This is a genomic window from Aurantimonas sp. E1-2-R+4 (genome assembly GCF_036549515.1).
Taxonomy (GTDB): Bacteria; Pseudomonadota; Alphaproteobacteria; order Rhizobiales; family Rhizobiaceae; genus Aurantimonas; species Aurantimonas coralicida_A.
Map to the genome: position 1 here is coordinate 1 of NZ_JAZHLK010000010.1, position 16633 is coordinate 16633.

Sequence of the window (16633 nt, forward strand, 5' to 3'; positions counted from 1 at the left end):
TCTCTCATGGATGCCTCGTAACCGAAAAGGAAATCGGCACGAAACTCCACGCAGACTTACCGCCGCCCACGCTTCTCTTTCTTCTCAATATCAAATTGTCAAAGATCACGGCAAAAACTTCGCCGTCGGGCCGGTCGACGCTGTGCGCCTCGAGTGACCCTGAAGAACGACCGTGAACGGTCCGCCTTCTGATTGTTTCCGACTGCCTGACACCAGAGCAAACCCAAGGGCTCGCCGGCGGCGTCTTCGCCGTCGATGAGTGGCTTATAGGCGGTCCCGGCTTTTGGAGTCAACAGTCGATTTGCGAAAAAATGCACCGCAGCAAAATTTCCTGAAATCGCCGCAAACCCTTGCGTACCGGCTTTCCCTGACGTCATCCGGTCGTCACATCGGAGAGCGTCGGCAAGGCCGCCCACCGCCAGTCACGCCCCGAGGGCGAGGAAATCCGCGACCAGCTTGACGTTCAATCCCACGATCAGCACCGCGATCACGACAGCAAGCGCCAGCACCCAGACAGGCGCCCGGAAATCCCCCATCTTGCGCCGATCACTGGAGAACATCACCAGCGGCACCACCGCGAAGGGCAGTTGCAGCGACAAGACCACCTGGCTGAGGACGAGCAGTTCGGCGGCGCCGCGTTCGCCATAGATGAGGATGATCGCCGCCGCCGGAACGATCGCCAGCCCGCGGGTGATCAGCCGCCGCGCTACCAGCGGCAGCCGCAGCCGCAAGAATCCCTGCATGACGATCTGCCCGGCCATCGTGGCGGTCACCGTCGACGCGAGACCCGAGGCGAGTAGCGCCACGGCAAACAGGATCGGCGCGATCGAGGCACCCAGAAGCGGTGCCAGCAGGGCGTGCGCGTCGGTGAGATCCTCCACTACGCCGGCCCCGCGATCGTAAAAGGCGGCGGCCGCGAGAATCAGGATCGATGCGTTGACCAGCAGCGCGAACCCCAGCGCGAAGGTCGAATCCAGCGTCGCGAACCGGATCGCCTCGCGCTTGCCGGCCGTGTCCTGACGATAAGCCCGGGTCTGGACGATACCGGTATGCAGATAGAGATTGTGCGGCATCACCGTCGCGCCGAGGATCCCGAGCGCCAGATAGAGCATCCGGTCGTTGGTGACGATTTCCGGCGTCGGCAGGAAACCACCCAGAATCGCGGCGATCGACGGCTCGGCGAGGATCAGCTGGCCGACGAAGCAGGCCGCGATGACCAGGATCATCGTGACGATGAACGCCTCGACCCAGCGAAATCCCCGCGATTGCAGATAGAGGATCAAAAAGACATCGAGCGCGGTGATGACCACGCCCCAGACCAGCGGCAGGCCAAACAACAGCTGCAGTCCGATGGCCGTCCCGATGACCTCGGCAAGGTCCGTGGCGATGATCGCCAGTTCCGCCAGCACCCACAAGCCATAGGCGACGGGCCTGGGAAAGGCATCCCGACAAGCCTGGGCGAGATCGCGCCCGGTGGCGATGGCAAACCGCGCGCACAGCGCCTGCAACAGGATCGCCATCAGCGACGACAACAGCACGGCGGTCAGCAGGGTGTAGCCGAACTCCGAGCCACCGGCGATCGAGGTCGCCCAGTTGCCCGGGTCCATGTAGCCGACGGCGACGAGAAAGCCCGGCCCGAGAAAAGCGGCGAACTTGCGCAGGAACCCGGCGCCATGGGCGACATCGACCGTACGATGCGATTCCACGAGGGACGGTTCCCCGACCGGTTCCTTGAACCCGTCGAACAGTCGATCGTCGCCGCGACCCGCGCCACCGGTCGCCTCACCCTGCGTGTTCATCAAAGCCCCGAAAGCCGTTCGCGGCTCCGATGGCAGCCGACAAACGCCAATCTAGTGCCATCGCGCCTGATTTGCGACCATATCGCTGGGACGTGGCTGCGGTTCGCTGTAACCCGCCGGGCCGCGGAACCGGCCCTGCAATGCGAATGGCCCGCGCTACGCACGGGCCGTTGATCTCGAATAGGGATCGAGGCTCAGACGAGCTTGGCGTCCAGCGTCACCGTGATCGCACCGAGTGCCTTGGATACGGGACAACTGGTTTTCGCCTGCTCTGCCAACTCATCGAATTTGGCCTTGTCGATGCCAGGGACCTTGGCCTCGAGGGTGATGGCGCTCTGCTTGATCTCGAAGCCGGCCGCGACCTGTTCGACATTGACGACGGATGTCGCCTTCAGCTCGTCCGCAGGCGTGCCGTTCTCGGCGAGGAAATGCGACAGCTGCATGGCGAAGCAGCCGGCATGGGCCGCTGCCAGCAGCTCCTCGGGATTGGTGCCGGATTTGCCGCTCTCGTCCTCGAACCGGGCCTTGAACGAATAGCCGTGATCGCTGAGGGCGCCGGACTGGGTGGTGATTGCGCCGGTGCCGTCGCCGAGTGCGCCCTTCCAGATTGCAGTGGCATGACGTTTCATGGGAATCTCCTTCGATGGAAAAGGGTCGGCGTCTTGCTCCGCAAGGCTGCCGAGGAAATGGCTAGTGCCGGTCGCGACCAAACAAGGGCGCGGGGGGCGGCATCGACAAGGAAACCCGGATCGGGCCAATGGGGTTCCGAGAACGAAGCGTTCACCTTGATCGTGGATGCTGGCGGAACGGTTCCAGTGCCTGGCGGTGTTGATTCGACCAGGATGTTTCTCACGAGAAGTGACGCGGGAAAGCGACGATGAGTCAGACGGTTCTTGTCCATGCCACCAAGCCCCTGCTGGCCGAAAAGGCCGCCTGGCTGACGGTGCTGGCCGAGGAGCGCCGTACCAGCCATCATACGCTCGCCGCTTATGAGCGCGATCTGCGCCAGTTCCTGGTTTTCCTCACCGGCTACAACGCCCGCCCCGCCGATCTCGGCGATCTCGCCGACCTGAAGACCGCCGAACTGCGCGGCTTTCTCGCCGCGCGCCGCCGCGACGGCGCCGGCGCCAAGACTCTCGGCCGCGGCCTTGCCGGGATCCGCTCCTTCATCCGGCATCTGGAAAAGAAGGGGCTCGCCTCCTCCGCCGGCGCCAAGGCGATGCGCGCACCGAAGCAGCCGAGGTCGCTGCCGCGTCCGCTGAGTATCCCCGATGCGAAAGCCGTCACCGAGGATGCCGGAGCCTTCGCCGCCGAGCCCTGGATTGCCGCCCGCGACGTCGCCGTGCTGACACTTCTCTACGGCTGTGGGCTGCGTATCTCGGAAGCGCTGGCGCTGCCCGGCGACGCACTCAGTGATCCGACCGCCCGGTCGATGCCCATCGCCGGCAAGGGCGGCAAGACGCGACTCGTGCCGCTGCTTCCAGCCGTGCTCGAGGCGGTGGCCGAATACCGTCGCCTGTGCCCCTATGCCTTGCACCCGAACGAGGCCTTGTTTCGCGGCGTCCGTGGCGGCCCCTTGAAGCCGCAGATCATCCAGCGCGCCATGGCGCGGCTCAGGGGCGGCCTTGGCCTGCCCGAATCGGCGACGCCGCATGCGCTGCGGCACTCCTTCGCCACCCATCTGTTGTCGGCCGGTGGGGATCTCAGAACGATTCAGGACCTTCTCGGCCATGCCAGCCTGTCGACCACGCAGAACTACACCGCCGTCGATTCGGCCCGGCTCCTGTCGATCTATGACGGGGCCCACCCGCGTGCGCGCCACCGCGCCTGATCGGTCGGAGTGAAAACCCTGAGAGATTCAGGCTTTGGTCGTAATTCCCCCCTAGACTGCGGAGTTCTTGCGAGGGAGTTCATCAGCCGCCCATGACCGGCCCTATCGACCGCTTCGACCGTTACGCGACGATCCTCTTCCGGCTTTGCCTCACGCTGCCCGGCATCGTCTTGGCGTTTCTGATCGTCGGTATCCTGACCGCAGACGCGGCGGAGCCGGATGCCTGCAACGGCCGCGATCTCCGCCCCGCCCTGCGGGCAGAGGGCAAACTCGCGGGCGTCGAGGCAAAGGCGGCAGCGGTCCCCAACGGCGCCGGTAAACTGTTTCGCGTCGAGCGGGCCGGCCTCGCGCCGTCCCATCTGTTCGGCACCATCCATCTCACCGATCCGCGCGTTCTCGCCCTGCCGTCGCCGGCCGAAAACGCCTTTACCGCGTCCGAGCGCCTAGTCATCGAGACGACAGATGTCCTCGATCCGGTCAAGGCCGCCGCCGCCTTTTTCGCCCATCCGGAGCTGATCAACCTTCCCAAGGGCCAGACCCTCGCCGATCTGGTCGATTCGCAAGAGCAGGCCAAGCTCGAAACGGCGCTGGCAGCCAAGGGGATTCCGTTCCAGTCGATCCAGACCCTGCAGCCGTGGTTCACCTCCATGAGCCTGATGCTGCCGGCCTGCGAAGCGGCGCGGAAAAAGGGCGGCGCCTCGGTCCTCGACGTCCGGCTCGCCGAGCGCGCCATCGCCGCCGGCAAGCCGGTTGAAGGACTGGAATCCTCCGAGGAGCAGCTCCGCGCCCTCGCTTCGCTGTCGACCGATCTTCAGGTCGATAGCCTACTGGCGACGATCGATCTCCAGGATCGTATGCCGGATGTGATGGAGACCATGCTGGCGCTTTATCGCGAGGGCAAGATCGCAACGATCATGCCGGCGATCGAGGCCGCGGTGCCGGATGGCGGCATCCTCGTCGGCGCCGGCAAGGGCTACGCCGAGTTCGAAGAGCGCGTCGTTACTGAGCGCAACCATCGCATGGTCGAGAGGATGCGGCCGATGCTGGAAAAAGGCGGCGCCTTCGTCGCCACCGGCGCGCTGCATCTTCCCGGCGAGGACGGTCTGGTTGCCCTGCTGCGCGAGGCGGGCTGGACCGTCACACGGGCGGATTGACGCAGTCGGAACTGCCGCCGCAAGACGTCGTCCGCATCGGCGATGCCTTAGGCCGCCAAGCCGGGTACCATGCCTTTGCCGGTGAGAACTCTTGCGATCAATCGAGTCCTCAAGCATTGCCCTCCACCCTTTCTGTAGTTACATAAATGGCGAGCGATCGTGGATTCGAGTGGGACGAGATCAAGGCGGCACGCAATTGCGCCGCTCACGGGGTTCTCTTCGAGGCGGCTCGCCGGTTCGATTTTGAACGCGCGAAGATCATGGTCGACGATCGTCGTGCCTATGGCGAAATCCGGATGGTCGCTGTCGGAGAGATCGACGGCCGTCTCCATGTCCTCGTTTACACGGAGCGCAGGGACCGAATTCGGGTGATCTCGCTGCGTAATACCAACCTGCGGCGATAGGGACCCATCCGACCGGGACGATCGCCGAGGCATGGCGAGGAACGGGGCGACGCGCGATGCGGCGCATCGGGCGAGGCCCGCGACGAAGCCAAGCGCGGCGAGCGCCCGGCCTTCGGTGGGCTGGACGGGCTCGCCGGACGGCGTCGCACCGCTTGCCCGATGCGCCGCATCGAACTGCGCGTCGCTTCTGGCCGGACAAGCCCGTTCAGCGCCATCGAATAGGTCCCTATCGCCGCAGGTTGGTATAAGGCAAACCGAAAGGAGATCGATCGCTATGCACGATTCCTCCAAGCACAGGGATGATCGCGCGGCCTTGCTGGCCAGGGTGCGAGCCGAGCACGCGGCGATGACGGATGAGGAGGATGCCGCGATCACGGCTGCGGCCCTTGCCGATCCTGACAATCCGCCCATCGGGGAGAATGAGTTGAGGCGTATCGGGCGACCGCCGGCGGCGGTGCGCAAGCGTCAGGTCACCGTGCGGCTCGACCCGGAGGTCATCCACCGACTGAAAGCTGGCGGCAGCGGTTGGCAGACCCGTATGAACACCGTGCTTCGCAACGCGCTCGGGATTGACCGGTAGCTGCTCCGGTGGCGACGCTGCCTCCCTGGAACAACTCGGCAATCCTTGCCGGGAAGAAACATCGAGCGTACGCTTCCTGGTCGAAACAGCCAAGGAGTGCCTGCGCATGAAATCCTTACTCGCTGTGACCATGAGCCTCGGGCTTTTCGCCGCCGCGACCGGCGGCGCGATGGCGCAATGCGCGTCTCACCAGGACACCGTGGCCGAGGCGCCGATGACGCCCATCGTCACCGCCGACACCACCGGCACGGCCACAAGCACCGTGGTGAAGCAAGCCGACAAGAAGGGCTGAACTCAGCCTCATCGTCTTACAGAAAGGCCCGGTCGCTGACGCGCCGGGCCTTTTTCGTAATCGATGTTTCACGTGGAACACCATGTCGGGCGGCTTTTGCGCCGCCTTCCCGTCACACGTGAATCGGCTTGGCGAAGGCCGCGAAGGCCGCCTCGCGCATCGCCTCGGACAGGGTCGGATGCGCGTGCGAAGTGCGGGCAAGGTCCTCCGACGAACCACCGAACTCCATCAACAGCGCCGCTTCCGCGATCATGTCGCCGGCGCCCGCGCCAAGGATATGGCAACCCAGCGCCCGGTCTGTCTGGGCGTCGACGAGGAATTTGACGAAACCGTCCGTCTTGAGCATCGCCCGGGCGCGGCCATTAGCCATGAACGGGAACTTGCCGACCCGGTATGCGATCCCGGCCGCTTTCAGCTCCTCCTCGGTCTTGCCGACGGAGGCGACCTCGGGCGAGGTGTAGACCACCGAGGGGATCGCGTCGTAGTTCACATGGCCGACCTGCCCGGCCAGTTGCTCGGCCAGCGCCACGCCCTCGTCCTCGGCCTTGTGAGCCAGCATCGCGCCCTTCACCACATCGCCGATGGCGTAGATGCCCGCGACATTGGTGGCGAAATGCCCGTCGATCTCGACCCGGCCGCGATCGTCGAGCTTGACCCCCGCCTCTTCCAGCCCGAGACCTTCCGTGTAGGGCTTGCGGCCAGTCGCGACGAGCACGACGTCCGCCGCGAGCGTTTCCGCTTCGCCGCCCTTGACCGGCTCGAAGCTGACGCTTGCGCCCTTCTCGGTCTTCTCGACGCCGGTGACCTTGGCGCCAAGGCGAAATGCGATGCCCTGTTTGGCGAGCAGCTTCTGGAAGGCCTTGGAGACCTCGCCGTCCATCGGCCCGAGCACCTTGTCGAGATACTCGACGACGGTCACCTTGGCGCCGAGCCGCGCCCAGACCGAGCCGAGCTCGAGGCCGATCACGCCGCCGCCGACGACGACCATCGTTTCGGGCACGCTTGCCAGTGCGATCGCCTCGTCGGAGGAGACGATCGTGTCGCTGTCGAAGAAAAGCTCCACGCCCGGAATTCCGGCGACGGCCGAGCCGGTGGCGATGCAGATCGCCTTGGCCGACAGGGTCTCGGCCGAACCGTCCTCCTTGGTCACCTCGACTTCGCCGGGCGCTTTGATGCGTCCGGTGCCGATGATGCCGGTGATCTTGTTCTTCTTGAACAGGAAGGCGATGCCGTCGACATTGGCTTTCACCGTCTTGTCCTTGTGGCCGAGCATCGCCTCAAGATCGAGCTTCGGCTCGACCGAAATGCCGAGTTCGGCGAAGGAATGGCCGGCCTCGGCGAACATCTCGGAGGCGTAGAGCAGCGCCTTCGACGGGATGCAGCCGACATTGAGGCAGGTGCCGCCATAGGTCTTGCGCTTTTCGACGACGGCGACCTTGAGGCCGAGCTGCGCCGCCTTGATGGCGCAGACATAGCCGCCGGGTCCCGATCCGATGACGACGAGGTCGAAGGTGTCAGACATGAGAGAATCCTATGAGAGGCGGGACGGGCGGTCCTTGCCCGTCAGGTGAGAAGTTCGATGGCCGCTGGGATCAGGTCGGAGCCGAATAGAAAAAGAGGGCGTGCGAATCAAAGGGATACCGTCATACGAAACCGCCGCGAAGCGAGGCGATGTCCACAGTGGGCCTCCTGAAGCCACGGAACTCGAGCCCCCTCCGGACGAGATCATCTTCGCATCGAACAATCGTCAACACTCAGGAATCCTCGCGCGGGGGCATTACGTCGAAATCGACCACCAAGCTTACAAGTCGGTCCTCGGTATCGAAACCCCAAAAGGCGCGATAGGTCCCGTCGCCAAAGCCCGTCTCGAACGCCACGAGATTTTGCTTCGGATCGAAACGAAGTTGGTGGGCGATGGCGGGAACAATCAAGAGGGCATACGCCACGCTGCCGTGCAGGACATCCAGCACATAGTCCTTGCCGGGCGTCCCAGAGTCGATCTGTGCGGCCACGATTGCATCGCGGGTTTCGACGTCGATGAAGCACGCCTTGGCCGAGTCGATAAAAATCGGGTGGGAGAAATTTTCAATCCATGGCGAAGCGCCATCATCCGTCAATTTCGCAAGGTCCCACCTGACCGGCGTTCCCGTTGCGATTTTCAGTTCGGCGAGTCCGACCCGGGTGCCCCAATCGCGGCCCTCGGCGCTTCCGTCATAAAGATAGACATCGACTGAATAATCGCCGGGATCGATTGTCCGGACGAAGGAGGGTGCCTCGGCGATATCCACGGTGAGATCGCAGAGGATCAGCCGTCCTGTCGGAACGGCGAGCCGTCCCGCCTGCGCACGGACGATGCCCGCTTCCCGCAATTCACCATCGCTCCGGCCCGTATTCGACAAAACGCTCAAGATTCGGGAATCGGGAAATGACTCACGCGCAGTTGGGTTCTGAGTTGCAAAGGCCATCGGCACGGACACGGCTTGTGAGGCCGTTCCGACGAGAAATGACCGGCGCGTAACCCGTCCACGGCTTGAATGCTTTGATGTCATTCACCTGCTTCCTCGAAGCCGACGCGATGAGGATGCCCCGAAAACAGAGAAAACGGAATTCTCTAGCTTTGCGAAGACGGCCGATTCCACCTTACAATCACGGCAGGATCGAGCGGCCGCCGGAAACGTCGATGATCGTGCCGGTCGAATAGGACGCCTCGTCCGACAGCAGCCAGAGGATCGCCTTGGCCACCTCCTCGGCGGTACCGGCCCGGCGCATCGGCAGGGTCGGAGCGATTTCCTCGACCCGGTCGGGCTCGCCGCCCGAGGCGTGAATGTCCGTCGCGATGATACCGGGCCGGACCGCGGTGACGCGGATGCCCTCGCCGGCGAGTTCCTTGGCGAGCCCGACGGTAAAGGTATCGATCGCGCCCTTGGCGGCGGCATAGTCGACCCGGACACCACCGAGGCCGAGCTTGGCGGCCGCCGAGGACAGATTGACGATCGCGCCGCCCTGGCCGCCGCGCGCCGTCGACATGCGCTTTGCCGCCTCTCGGGCGCAGAGGAAACTGCCGATGACGTTGATCCGGAACATCCGGTCGAGCCGGTCCGCGCTCATGTCCGCGACCGGCGCGACGGCGTCGACCACGCCGGCATTGTTGACCAGCGCCGCCAGCGGTCCGAGCGTGTCCGCCGCCGCGAACAAGGCAAGGATGTCGGCCTCGACGCCGACGTCGCCCTTCACCGCGATCGCCGTACCGCCAGCCGCTTCAATGTCGGCGACCACGGCCTTAGCCGCCGCTTCGTTCGACGCATAGTTGACGACGACGGCATAGCCGGCCTTTGCGCCGAGCCGCGCGGTGGCGGCGCCGATCCCGCGCGACCCGCCGGTTACGATCATCACGCGTTCAGTCATTCATGGCCTCCAGCATTTACTCGCCTGTCCCGCTTGTCGATGAAGCTGGTTCTTGTCGCGGAGTTATCTGCGGCGAACGCGAGCGCCATCTGTCCTCCATGATGCCAAAGCTCGTCGTTAGCCTGGTTATCGAGCCTGTCGCATCCATGCCCCAATAGGATCTGTACGTACCGTCGCCATCACCGCTATCGAATACCGCCGCATTCATTCCGCTTTGCTCGTCAAAGCACTGCTCACCGTAGGGTGAGCAACAGAAAAGATCTTCCAGCATTGCGTCGATCTGATCGTTACTGGCCTCGGACAGATCAAGAAATGGACGCAGGGCAGCGTCGCAGAAGCACCCTTTTGCCGAGTCCACGCTGTAGCCGTCACGAGCGTAGGACCCGGTGTCCTCGAACCGGGCGAGCTGCCAGGTCTCTACCCGGCGGCGGCCGAACCTGAGTTCCGCCATTACTACGGTACCCAGCGACACATACTCGCGGTGGTCGTAGAGATAGACATAGGCGGGATATCGGCCCGGACGGATGTTGTGGACGAAGCAAGGCGCCGTCTGAGGATCGACAATAGGATCGCACGCGAGAATCCGGCCGGTGGGGCATTGCAGCATGCACACCTGAAATCGAGTGATGCGGCGACGAGCAAGGGCGCTCGGGAAAAGGCCGGTGAGACGTAACACGCGCCGTGTCGCTTCGTTCGGTTCGCCCAACTCTCCAGCGACGTCGGTCACCTTCATCCCCCGAGCTCGCACCCCATATCAGCAATTGATGCGCCGCCTTGGTATTGCCGGAGCCCTCAGATTCCTTCCTAAAGATCCAGCACCAGCCGCTCGGGGTCTTCCAGGCTGTCCTTGACCCGCACGAGGAAGGTCACTGCCTCCTTGCCGTCGACGATCCGGTGATCGTAGCTGAGCGCCAGATACATCATCGGCCGGATCACGACCTGGCCGCCGATCGCCACCGGCCGCTCCTGGATCTTGTGCATGCCGAGGATGCCCGACTGCGGCGCGTTGAGGATCGGCGTCGACATCAAGGAGCCGTAGACGCCGCCATTGGAGATGGTGAAGGTACCGCCCTGCATGTCGGAGACGGTGAGCTTGCCGTCGCGCGCGGCCACGCCGAGCCGGCCGATCTCCTTCTCGATCTCGGCGATGGTCATCTGATCGGCATCGCGCACCACCGGCACGACGAGACCCTTCGGGGTACCGACGGCGACGCCGATATGGGCGTAGTTCTTGTAGACCAGATCGGTGCCGTCGATCTCGGCGTTGACCGCCGGAATCTCCTTCAGCGCGTGACAGACGGCCTTGGTAAAGAAGCCCATGAAGCCGAGCTTCACCCCGTGCTTCTTCTCGAACAGCTCCTTGTATTTCTTGCGCAGCTCCATGACCGCGGTCATGTCCACCTCGTTGAAGGTGGTCAACATCGCCGCCGTGTCCTGCGCGTCCTTCAGCCGCCGGGCGATGGTCTGGCGCAGGCGGGTCATCTTGACCCGCTCCTCGCCTGCCACCTCGTCTTGGGAGGACGGGGCGCGGGCGGCCACCGGCTTTTCCTGCGGGCTCGACGGCGCGCCGCGGGCGATCACCTCGAGCACGTCGCCCTTGAGGATCTGGCCGCGCTTGCCTGATCCGTCGACGTCGCCGTCACTGAGGCCCTTTTCGGCCATCATCTTCTTGGCCGACGGGGCCGGCGGCATGTCACCCGACGCGGCCTTTTCATCAGCATCGCCACCCGATCTCGACGCGTCACCGGTAGCGCCGCCGCCGTAATCGGCCTTGGTGTCGGCCGCAGAATCCGCCTTGGCCGCCTGGCTCTTCGGCTTTTCGGTCGGCGCCGTCGTCCCGGCGCTTGAGCCGGACCCTTCACCGATCGAGCCGAGGACCGCGCCGACCTCGACCGTCTCGCCCTCCTGGACGGCGATATCCTCAAGCACACCGGCGGCCGGCGCCGGCACTTCGACGGTCACCTTGTCGGTTTCCAGTTCGGCGATCGTCTCGTCGATCTCGACCCGGTCGCCGGCCTTCTTGAACCATTGACCAATGGTGGCCTCGGTTACGGATTCACCCAGCGTCGGGACTTTGATTTCGGTGCTCATCGTTCTCTACGTCTTTCGAGGTCCGGTTCGGTCGTGGCGTTCGGTTCAGCCCAGCGCGTCTTCTAGGAAGGCGGCGAGCTGTTTTTGATGGGTCGACATCGTGCCGGTCGCCGGCGAGGCCGCCGCCTGACGGCCGGTGTAGCGCACGCGTCGCTTCTTTGAACCGATATGGTCCAGAACCCATTCGAGGTAAGGGTCGATGAACGACCAGGCGCCCATGTTCTTGGGCTCCTCCTGGCACCAGACCATCTCAGCCTGCTTGAATCGCGACAGTTCGGTGATCAGCGCCTTGGCCGGGAACGGATAGAGCTGTTCGAGACGCAACAGGTAGATGTCGTCGATGCCGCGCTTCTCGCGCTCTTCCAGGAGGTCGTAATAGACCTTGCCGGTGCACATCACGACGCGCCGGATCTTGTCGTTCTTGACCAGCTTGATCGGCGAATCCTTGCGCAACTCGGCATCGTCCCAGAGCAGGCGATGGAAGCTCGTGTCGCCCGCCATCTCCGACAGGCTCGAAACCGCCCGCTTGTGGCGCAGCAACGATTTGGGCGTCATCAGGATCAGCGGCTTGCGGAAATCGCGTTTCAGCTGCCGACGCAGGATGTGGAAGTAGTTCGCCGGCGTGGTGACGTTGGCGACCTGCATGTTGTCCTCGGCGCACATCTGCAGGAACCGCTCGAGCCGCGCCGAGGAATGCTCCGGCCCCTGGCCCTCGTAGCCGTGCGGCAGAAGCAGCACGAGCCCGGACATGCGCAGCCATTTGCGCTCGCCCGAGGAGATGAACTGGTCGATGACCACCTGCGCGCCATTGGCGAAGTCGCCGAACTGCGCCTCCCACAGCGTCAAGGCGTTCGGCTCCGACAGCGAGTAGCCGTATTCGTAGCCGAGTACGGCTTCCTCCGAGAGCATCGAATTGATGACCTCGTAGATCGCCTGACCCTTGGCGACATGCGCCAGCGGGATGTAGCGGCTCTCGTCCTCCTGATCGTAGAGCACCGAATGGCGCTGGGAGAAGGTGCCGCGTTCGGAATCCTGGCCGGACAGCCGCACCGGATGCCCCTCGGCGACGATCGTGCCGAAGGCCAGCGCCTCGCCGGTCGCCCAGTCGATGCCCTCGCCCGTGTCGATCATCTTGGCGCGGTTGTCGAGGAAGCGCTGGATGGTCTTGTGGACGTTGAAGGTCTTGGGCACCGTCGCCAGCTTGCCGCCGATGTCCTTCAGCGTCTTCAGCGGCACGCCCGTCACGCCCCGGCGCGGCTCCTCGAGCTCCTCCGCCTTGCGCAGACCGGACCAGGCGCCGTCCAGCCAGTCGGCCTTGTTCGGCAGGTAGCTCTGACCGGCCTCGAACTCTTCCTCGACGATCTTGCGCCATTCCGCCTTGCGGGCGTCGACCTCCTCCTGGCTGACCACCCCGCCTTCGACGAGCCTCTTGGAGTAGATCTCCAGCGTCGTCGGATGCTGGCGGATCGTCTTGTACATGATCGGCTGGGTGAACGCCGGCTCGTCGCCTTCGTTGTGGCCGAAGCGGCGGTAGCAGAACATGTCGATGACGACAGGCTTGTGGAACTTCATCCGGAATTCGGTCGCCACCTTGGCGGCATAGACCACCGCTTCCGGATCGTCGCCATTGACGTGGAAGATCGGCGCCTCGACGGTCTTGGCGACGTCGGACGGGTAGGGCGAGGACCGCGAGAAGCGCGGATTGGTGGTGAAACCGATCTGGTTGTTGATGATGAAGTGCAGCGAGCCGGCGACCCGGTGGCCGCGCAGGCCCGACAGGCCGAAGCATTCGGCCACGACGCCCTGGCCGGCGAAGGCCGCGTCGCCGTGGATCAGCAGCGGCAGGATCTGCGCGCGCGTCTCCAGCGGCACGATCTCGGTGCGGGTCCGGCCGGCGATCTGGTCCTGCTTGGCGCGCGCCTTGCCCATGACGACCGGATTGACGATCTCCAGATGCGACGGGTTGGCGGTCAGCGAGAGGTGGACGTTGTTCTGATCGAACTCGCGATCGGACGAGGCGCCGAGATGGTACTTGACGTCGCCCGAGCCCTCGACATCCTCCGGCTTGTACGAACCGCCCTTGAACTCATGGAAGATCGCCCTGAGCGGCTTGCCCATCACCTGGCTGAGCACGTTCAGCCGGCCGCGATGGGCCATGCCGAAGACGACTTCCTTGAGCCCCAGCTGGCCGCCACGCTTGATGATCTGCTCCAGCGCCGGCAGCAGCGCCTCGCCGCCGTCGAGGCCGAAGCGCTTGGTGCCCTTGTATTTGACGTCGATGAACTTCTCGAAGCCCTCGGCCTCGATCAGCTTGTTGAGGATCGCGCGCTTGCCCTCGGCGGTGAAGGCGATGCCCTTGTCCGGCCCCTCGATGCGCTCCTGCAGCCAGCCCTTTTCCTGCGGATTCGAGATATGCGTGAATTCGACGCCGAGCGTCGAGCAATAGGTCCGCTCGAGGATGTCGACCATCTCGCGGATGGTGGCGAATTCCAGCCCAAGCACGTTGTCGATATAGATTTTGCGGTCGAAATCGGCCTCGGTGAAACCGTAGGCCTTCGGCGACAATTCGTTGTAATCGTCGTCAGCCGGCTTGGCGATGCCGAGCGGATCGAGCTTGGCGTGCAGATGGCCACGGGCGCGATAGGCGCGGATCAGCATCAGCGCCCGCACCGAATCCTGTGTCGCCTGGTGCACGGCCGTTCCAGGCAGCTCGACGCCGCTTTCCTGCGCCTTGCCCTTGACCTTGGCCTCGACGCGCGTCTCGATCTGCCCCCAATCCCCATCGAGAGCGGAGACGAGCTCGCCATTCGCCGGGATCGGCCAGTTCGGCTTTTCCCAGGACGGTCCCTCGGCGCTTTTCAGGACGGCCGAGCGGTCGTCCTTCAACGCCTTGAAGAAATCGCCCCATTCGTCGGCGACCGAACTGGGGTCGTCCTCGTAGCGAGCGTGCAGATCCTCGATATAGTCGGCGTTACCGCCGTAGAGGAAGGAGGTAAGCGCGAAGGTTTCGTTCGCTTCAGTGCGTGCCATCTATATCGTCGCGACCCCGTCGTCCGGGTGCCGTCTCCTGTGATCGATCGTTCGGGAAACCGGACCGCCACAATGACGACCGTACCATGCCCGAACCCTTTGGGCTGCGTTTTCGGCGATGCCGTGGCGCGGGAGGCTATCGCGCCGGCTTTTTTCGAGCCCCGTCGTCAGCCCTTGAGGAGTTCGACGAGGGTTTTGCCGAGCTGGGCCGGGGAGGGCGAGACGCGGATGCCGGCGTCTTCCATCGCCGCGATCTTGTCCTCCGCGCCGCCCTTGCCGCCGGAGACCACCGCCCCGGCATGGCCCATGGTGCGGCCCTTCGGCGCCGTCCGCCCGGCAATGAAGCCGACCGTCGGCTTCGAACGGCCCTTCTTCGCCTCGTCCTTGAGGAACTGCGCCGCCTCTTCCTCGGCCGCGCCGCCGATCTCGCCGATCATGATGATCGACTGCGTTGCGTCGTCGGCCAGGAACAGCTCCAGCATGTCGATGAACTCGGTGCCCTTGACCGGATCGCCGCCGATGCCGACCGCCGTCGTCTGGCCGAGCCCCTCGCTGGTGGTCTGGAACACCGCCTCGTAGGTCAACGTACCGGAGCGCGAGACGATCCCGACATTGCCCTTCTTAAAGATGTTGCCCGGCATGATGCCGATCTTGCACTCGTCGGGGGTCAGGACGCCCGGGCAGTTCGGCCCGAGCAGCCGGGAGTTCGAGGTGTCGAGCTTGGCCTTGACCCGCACCATGTCCATCACCGGGATGCCTTCGGTGATGCAGACGATGAGGCCGATCTCGGCGGCGATCGCCTCCTCGATCGCGGCCGCCGCGCCCGCCGGCGGCACGTAGATAACACTGGCGTCGGCGCCGGTCTTCTCCTTGGCTTCGGCCACCGAGGCGAAGATCGGCAATTCGACGGCGCGGCCGTTCGCATCGCCCTGCCACATCTCGCCGCCCTTCTTGGGGTGCGTGCCGGCGACCATCTGGGTGCCGTGATAGGCCAGCGCCTGTTCGGTGTGGAACGAGCCGGTCTTGCCGGTCAGACCCTGCACGATGATCTTGGTGTTCTTGTCGACGAGGATGGACATGGGGATTCCTGGTTTAGATGGTCTGGCGAAAGGCAAGCGTTCGGGTCGCCCATGGGCGGGATTCAACGGGACGGGATTGCTCCCCGTCCTATGCGTTCGTCATCCTCGGGCTTGACCCGAGGACCCATTCCAAATCGTCTCATTCCGACCTCCGACCTCGCGGCGGTCGAAGCGCGGAGGCATGGATCCCGGCTCGAGGCGGGGATGACGAGGCGTTTCTGTCCCGCCCTTTTCCCAAGAACCGTCACGGTGCCTCTTCTCCCAGGTCTTTTATCCAGTTTCGCGAGGCTTCTTGCCGTGTTCCCTCGCAGAGCCCGATCGGACCGTCGCGATAGGTGGCACGACGCGTATGCCGCCCGCGCGATTCCGGATAGTCAATATCGACCCAGTCCTCGGCATAAGCACGGACGAGTTCCGGTACCGGGACCTTGCGCCATTCGGCGCACGCTACGAGGCGTCGGAACGTCCTGTCGTCGAAGGCGACCTCGACGGTGTTTCGCTTGTCATCGCTCATAGCGTTGCTTTCCCGGCTCCCTTGGCGCCTACTCAGGTTTCTCCACTCTTCTGCGCGTGCATACCGTCGACCATTTGCGTGCCGTAAATAGCGAGCACCTGTTCGTTCAGGCAGCATCCTTCAACTCTCTTGTCGCCCTGCGATGCAGCCAGACGCCAAATCCCAACGCGATGAGCGCTGCCAGAGGTATCACATTGGCAGCCATGCCAGACGCGGGGTCGTTCCCGAGCTCACCTTGATCCAATCGCACGCACCAGAACAAGAAAACGACGTACGAAAGAAGGAGAAACCGTAACGCAGCAGAACCAACGGCAACATTGTCAAACTTACGCGCCAAAAAAACTACTAAGGCTTGCGAATAAAGGATAGCCGCACCTGGCAAAGCGGCGACAAGCGCAGCAAACGTCAGAAATGCGATTGCCACAATGAAGGCGCTTACTACTGATTCCACGCC

Annotated in this window: 16 protein-coding genes; 5 read left to right on the forward strand and 11 right to left on the reverse strand. The window is 64.1% G+C overall.

The annotated features are described in order from the left end of the window. Positions 1-422: 422 nt before the first annotated feature. Together VQ045_RS06670 and VQ045_RS06675 are read right to left on the reverse strand one after the other, a co-directional pair. Positions 423-1799, reverse strand: a complete 1377-nt coding sequence (locus VQ045_RS06670; protein ID WP_331829539.1) for an Nramp family divalent metal transporter — start codon at positions 1797-1799, stop codon at positions 423-425. 194 nt (positions 1800-1993) lie between these two features. Then, the gene (locus VQ045_RS06675; RefSeq protein WP_331829540.1) at positions 1994-2428 is read right to left on the reverse strand and encodes an OsmC family protein; all 435 of its coding nucleotides are present in this window, start codon (positions 2426-2428) and stop codon (positions 1994-1996) included. Between the two features lie 248 nt (positions 2429-2676). On the opposite strand from VQ045_RS06675, the gene VQ045_RS06680 reads away from it, so the two are divergent. The 5 genes from VQ045_RS06680 to VQ045_RS06700 all read left to right on the forward strand — a co-directional run bounded on the left by VQ045_RS06680 (position 2677) and on the right by VQ045_RS06700 (position 6060). After that, positions 2677-3630, forward strand: coding sequence for a tyrosine recombinase XerC (locus VQ045_RS06680; RefSeq protein WP_331829541.1), 954 nt, complete (start codon positions 2677-2679; stop codon positions 3628-3630). Between the two features lie 92 nt (positions 3631-3722). Continuing rightward, positions 3723-4784, forward strand: coding sequence for a TraB/GumN family protein (locus VQ045_RS06685; RefSeq protein WP_331829542.1), 1062 nt, complete (start codon positions 3723-3725; stop codon positions 4782-4784). A 146-nt stretch (positions 4785-4930) separates the two neighbouring features. Beyond that, positions 4931-5188 (forward strand): BrnT family toxin, encoded by a 258-nt coding sequence (locus VQ045_RS06690; RefSeq protein ID WP_331829543.1) that lies wholly within the window; start codon positions 4931-4933, stop codon positions 5186-5188. A gap of 274 nt (positions 5189-5462) precedes the next feature. Then, positions 5463-5768: a BrnA antitoxin family protein gene (locus tag VQ045_RS06695; protein WP_331829544.1), complete on the forward strand. Its 306-nt coding sequence runs from the start codon at positions 5463-5465 to the stop codon at positions 5766-5768. Positions 5769-5874: 106 nt separating this feature from the next. Then, on the forward strand, positions 5875-6060 hold the full coding sequence (locus VQ045_RS06700; RefSeq protein WP_331829545.1) for a hypothetical protein: 186 nt from the start codon (positions 5875-5877) through the stop codon (positions 6058-6060). A 112-nt stretch (positions 6061-6172) separates the two neighbouring features. Here VQ045_RS06700 and lpdA read toward each other — a convergent pair whose 3' ends face one another. The 9 genes from lpdA to VQ045_RS06745 all read right to left on the reverse strand — a co-directional run bounded on the left by lpdA (position 6173) and on the right by VQ045_RS06745 (position 16630). Next, positions 6173-7582, reverse strand: a complete 1410-nt coding sequence (lpdA, locus tag VQ045_RS06705) for a dihydrolipoyl dehydrogenase (RefSeq protein ID WP_331829546.1) — start codon at positions 7580-7582, stop codon at positions 6173-6175. A 232-nt stretch (positions 7583-7814) separates the two neighbouring features. Next, complete coding sequence (locus VQ045_RS06710) at positions 7815-8525, reverse strand: DUF4241 domain-containing protein (protein WP_331829618.1); 711 nt, start codon at positions 8523-8525, stop codon at positions 7815-7817. Between the two features lie 181 nt (positions 8526-8706). Then, positions 8707-9465, reverse strand: coding sequence for an SDR family oxidoreductase (locus VQ045_RS06715; RefSeq protein WP_331829547.1), 759 nt, complete (start codon positions 9463-9465; stop codon positions 8707-8709). A gap of 16 nt (positions 9466-9481) precedes the next feature. Further along, complete coding sequence (locus tag VQ045_RS06720) at positions 9482-10198, reverse strand: DUF4241 domain-containing protein (protein WP_331829548.1); 717 nt, start codon at positions 10196-10198, stop codon at positions 9482-9484. 71 nt (positions 10199-10269) lie between these two features. Further along, a complete protein-coding gene (odhB, locus tag VQ045_RS06725; RefSeq protein ID WP_331829549.1) occupies positions 10270-11556 on the reverse strand; it encodes a 2-oxoglutarate dehydrogenase complex dihydrolipoyllysine-residue succinyltransferase in 1287 nt (428 codons plus the stop codon). 45 nt (positions 11557-11601) lie between these two features. Beyond that, positions 11602-14586, reverse strand: coding sequence for a 2-oxoglutarate dehydrogenase E1 component (locus VQ045_RS06730; RefSeq protein ID WP_331829550.1), 2985 nt, complete (start codon positions 14584-14586; stop codon positions 11602-11604). A gap of 167 nt (positions 14587-14753) precedes the next feature. After that, positions 14754-15665: a succinate--CoA ligase subunit alpha gene (gene sucD / locus VQ045_RS06735; RefSeq protein WP_331829551.1), complete on the reverse strand. Its 912-nt coding sequence runs from the start codon at positions 15663-15665 to the stop codon at positions 14754-14756. Positions 15666-15909: 244 nt separating this feature from the next. Further along, positions 15910-16179, reverse strand: coding sequence for a hypothetical protein (locus VQ045_RS06740; protein WP_331829552.1), 270 nt, complete (start codon positions 16177-16179; stop codon positions 15910-15912). A 106-nt stretch (positions 16180-16285) separates the two neighbouring features. Continuing rightward, positions 16286-16630 (reverse strand): hypothetical protein, encoded by a 345-nt coding sequence (locus VQ045_RS06745; RefSeq protein ID WP_331829553.1) that lies wholly within the window; start codon positions 16628-16630, stop codon positions 16286-16288. Positions 16631-16633: the final 3 nt, after the last annotated feature.

Bases quoted from the DNA above. Each gene is read 5' to 3' on its own strand.
- VQ045_RS06670 (WP_331829539.1), bottom strand. From the start codon at position 1,799: ATGAACACGCAGGGTGAGGCGACCGGTGGCGCGGGTCGCGGCGACGAT.
- VQ045_RS06675 (WP_331829540.1), bottom strand. From the start codon at position 2,428: ATGAAACGTCATGCCACTGCAATCTGGAAGGGCGCACTCGGCGACGGC.
- VQ045_RS06680 (WP_331829541.1), top strand. From the start codon at position 2,677: ATGAGTCAGACGGTTCTTGTCCATGCCACCAAGCCCCTGCTGGCCGAA.
- VQ045_RS06685 (WP_331829542.1), top strand. From the start codon at position 3,723: ATGACCGGCCCTATCGACCGCTTCGACCGTTACGCGACGATCCTCTTC.
- VQ045_RS06690 (WP_331829543.1), top strand. From the start codon at position 4,931: ATGGCGAGCGATCGTGGATTCGAGTGGGACGAGATCAAGGCGGCACGC.
- VQ045_RS06695 (WP_331829544.1), top strand. From the start codon at position 5,463: ATGCACGATTCCTCCAAGCACAGGGATGATCGCGCGGCCTTGCTGGCC.
- VQ045_RS06700 (WP_331829545.1), top strand. From the start codon at position 5,875: ATGAAATCCTTACTCGCTGTGACCATGAGCCTCGGGCTTTTCGCCGCC.
- lpdA (WP_331829546.1), bottom strand. From the start codon at position 7,582: ATGTCTGACACCTTCGACCTCGTCGTCATCGGATCGGGACCCGGCGGC.
- VQ045_RS06710 (WP_331829618.1), bottom strand. From the start codon at position 8,525: ATGGCCTTTGCAACTCAGAACCCAACTGCGCGTGAGTCATTTCCCGAT.
- VQ045_RS06715 (WP_331829547.1), bottom strand. From the start codon at position 9,465: ATGACTGAACGCGTGATGATCGTAACCGGCGGGTCGCGCGGGATCGGC.
- VQ045_RS06720 (WP_331829548.1), bottom strand. From the start codon at position 10,198: ATGAAGGTGACCGACGTCGCTGGAGAGTTGGGCGAACCGAACGAAGCG.
- odhB (WP_331829549.1), bottom strand. From the start codon at position 11,556: ATGAGCACCGAAATCAAAGTCCCGACGCTGGGTGAATCCGTAACCGAG.
- VQ045_RS06730 (WP_331829550.1), bottom strand. From the start codon at position 14,586: ATGGCACGCACTGAAGCGAACGAAACCTTCGCGCTTACCTCCTTCCTC.
- sucD (WP_331829551.1), bottom strand. From the start codon at position 15,665: ATGTCCATCCTCGTCGACAAGAACACCAAGATCATCGTGCAGGGTCTG.
- VQ045_RS06740 (WP_331829552.1), bottom strand. From the start codon at position 16,179: ATGAGCGATGACAAGCGAAACACCGTCGAGGTCGCCTTCGACGACAGG.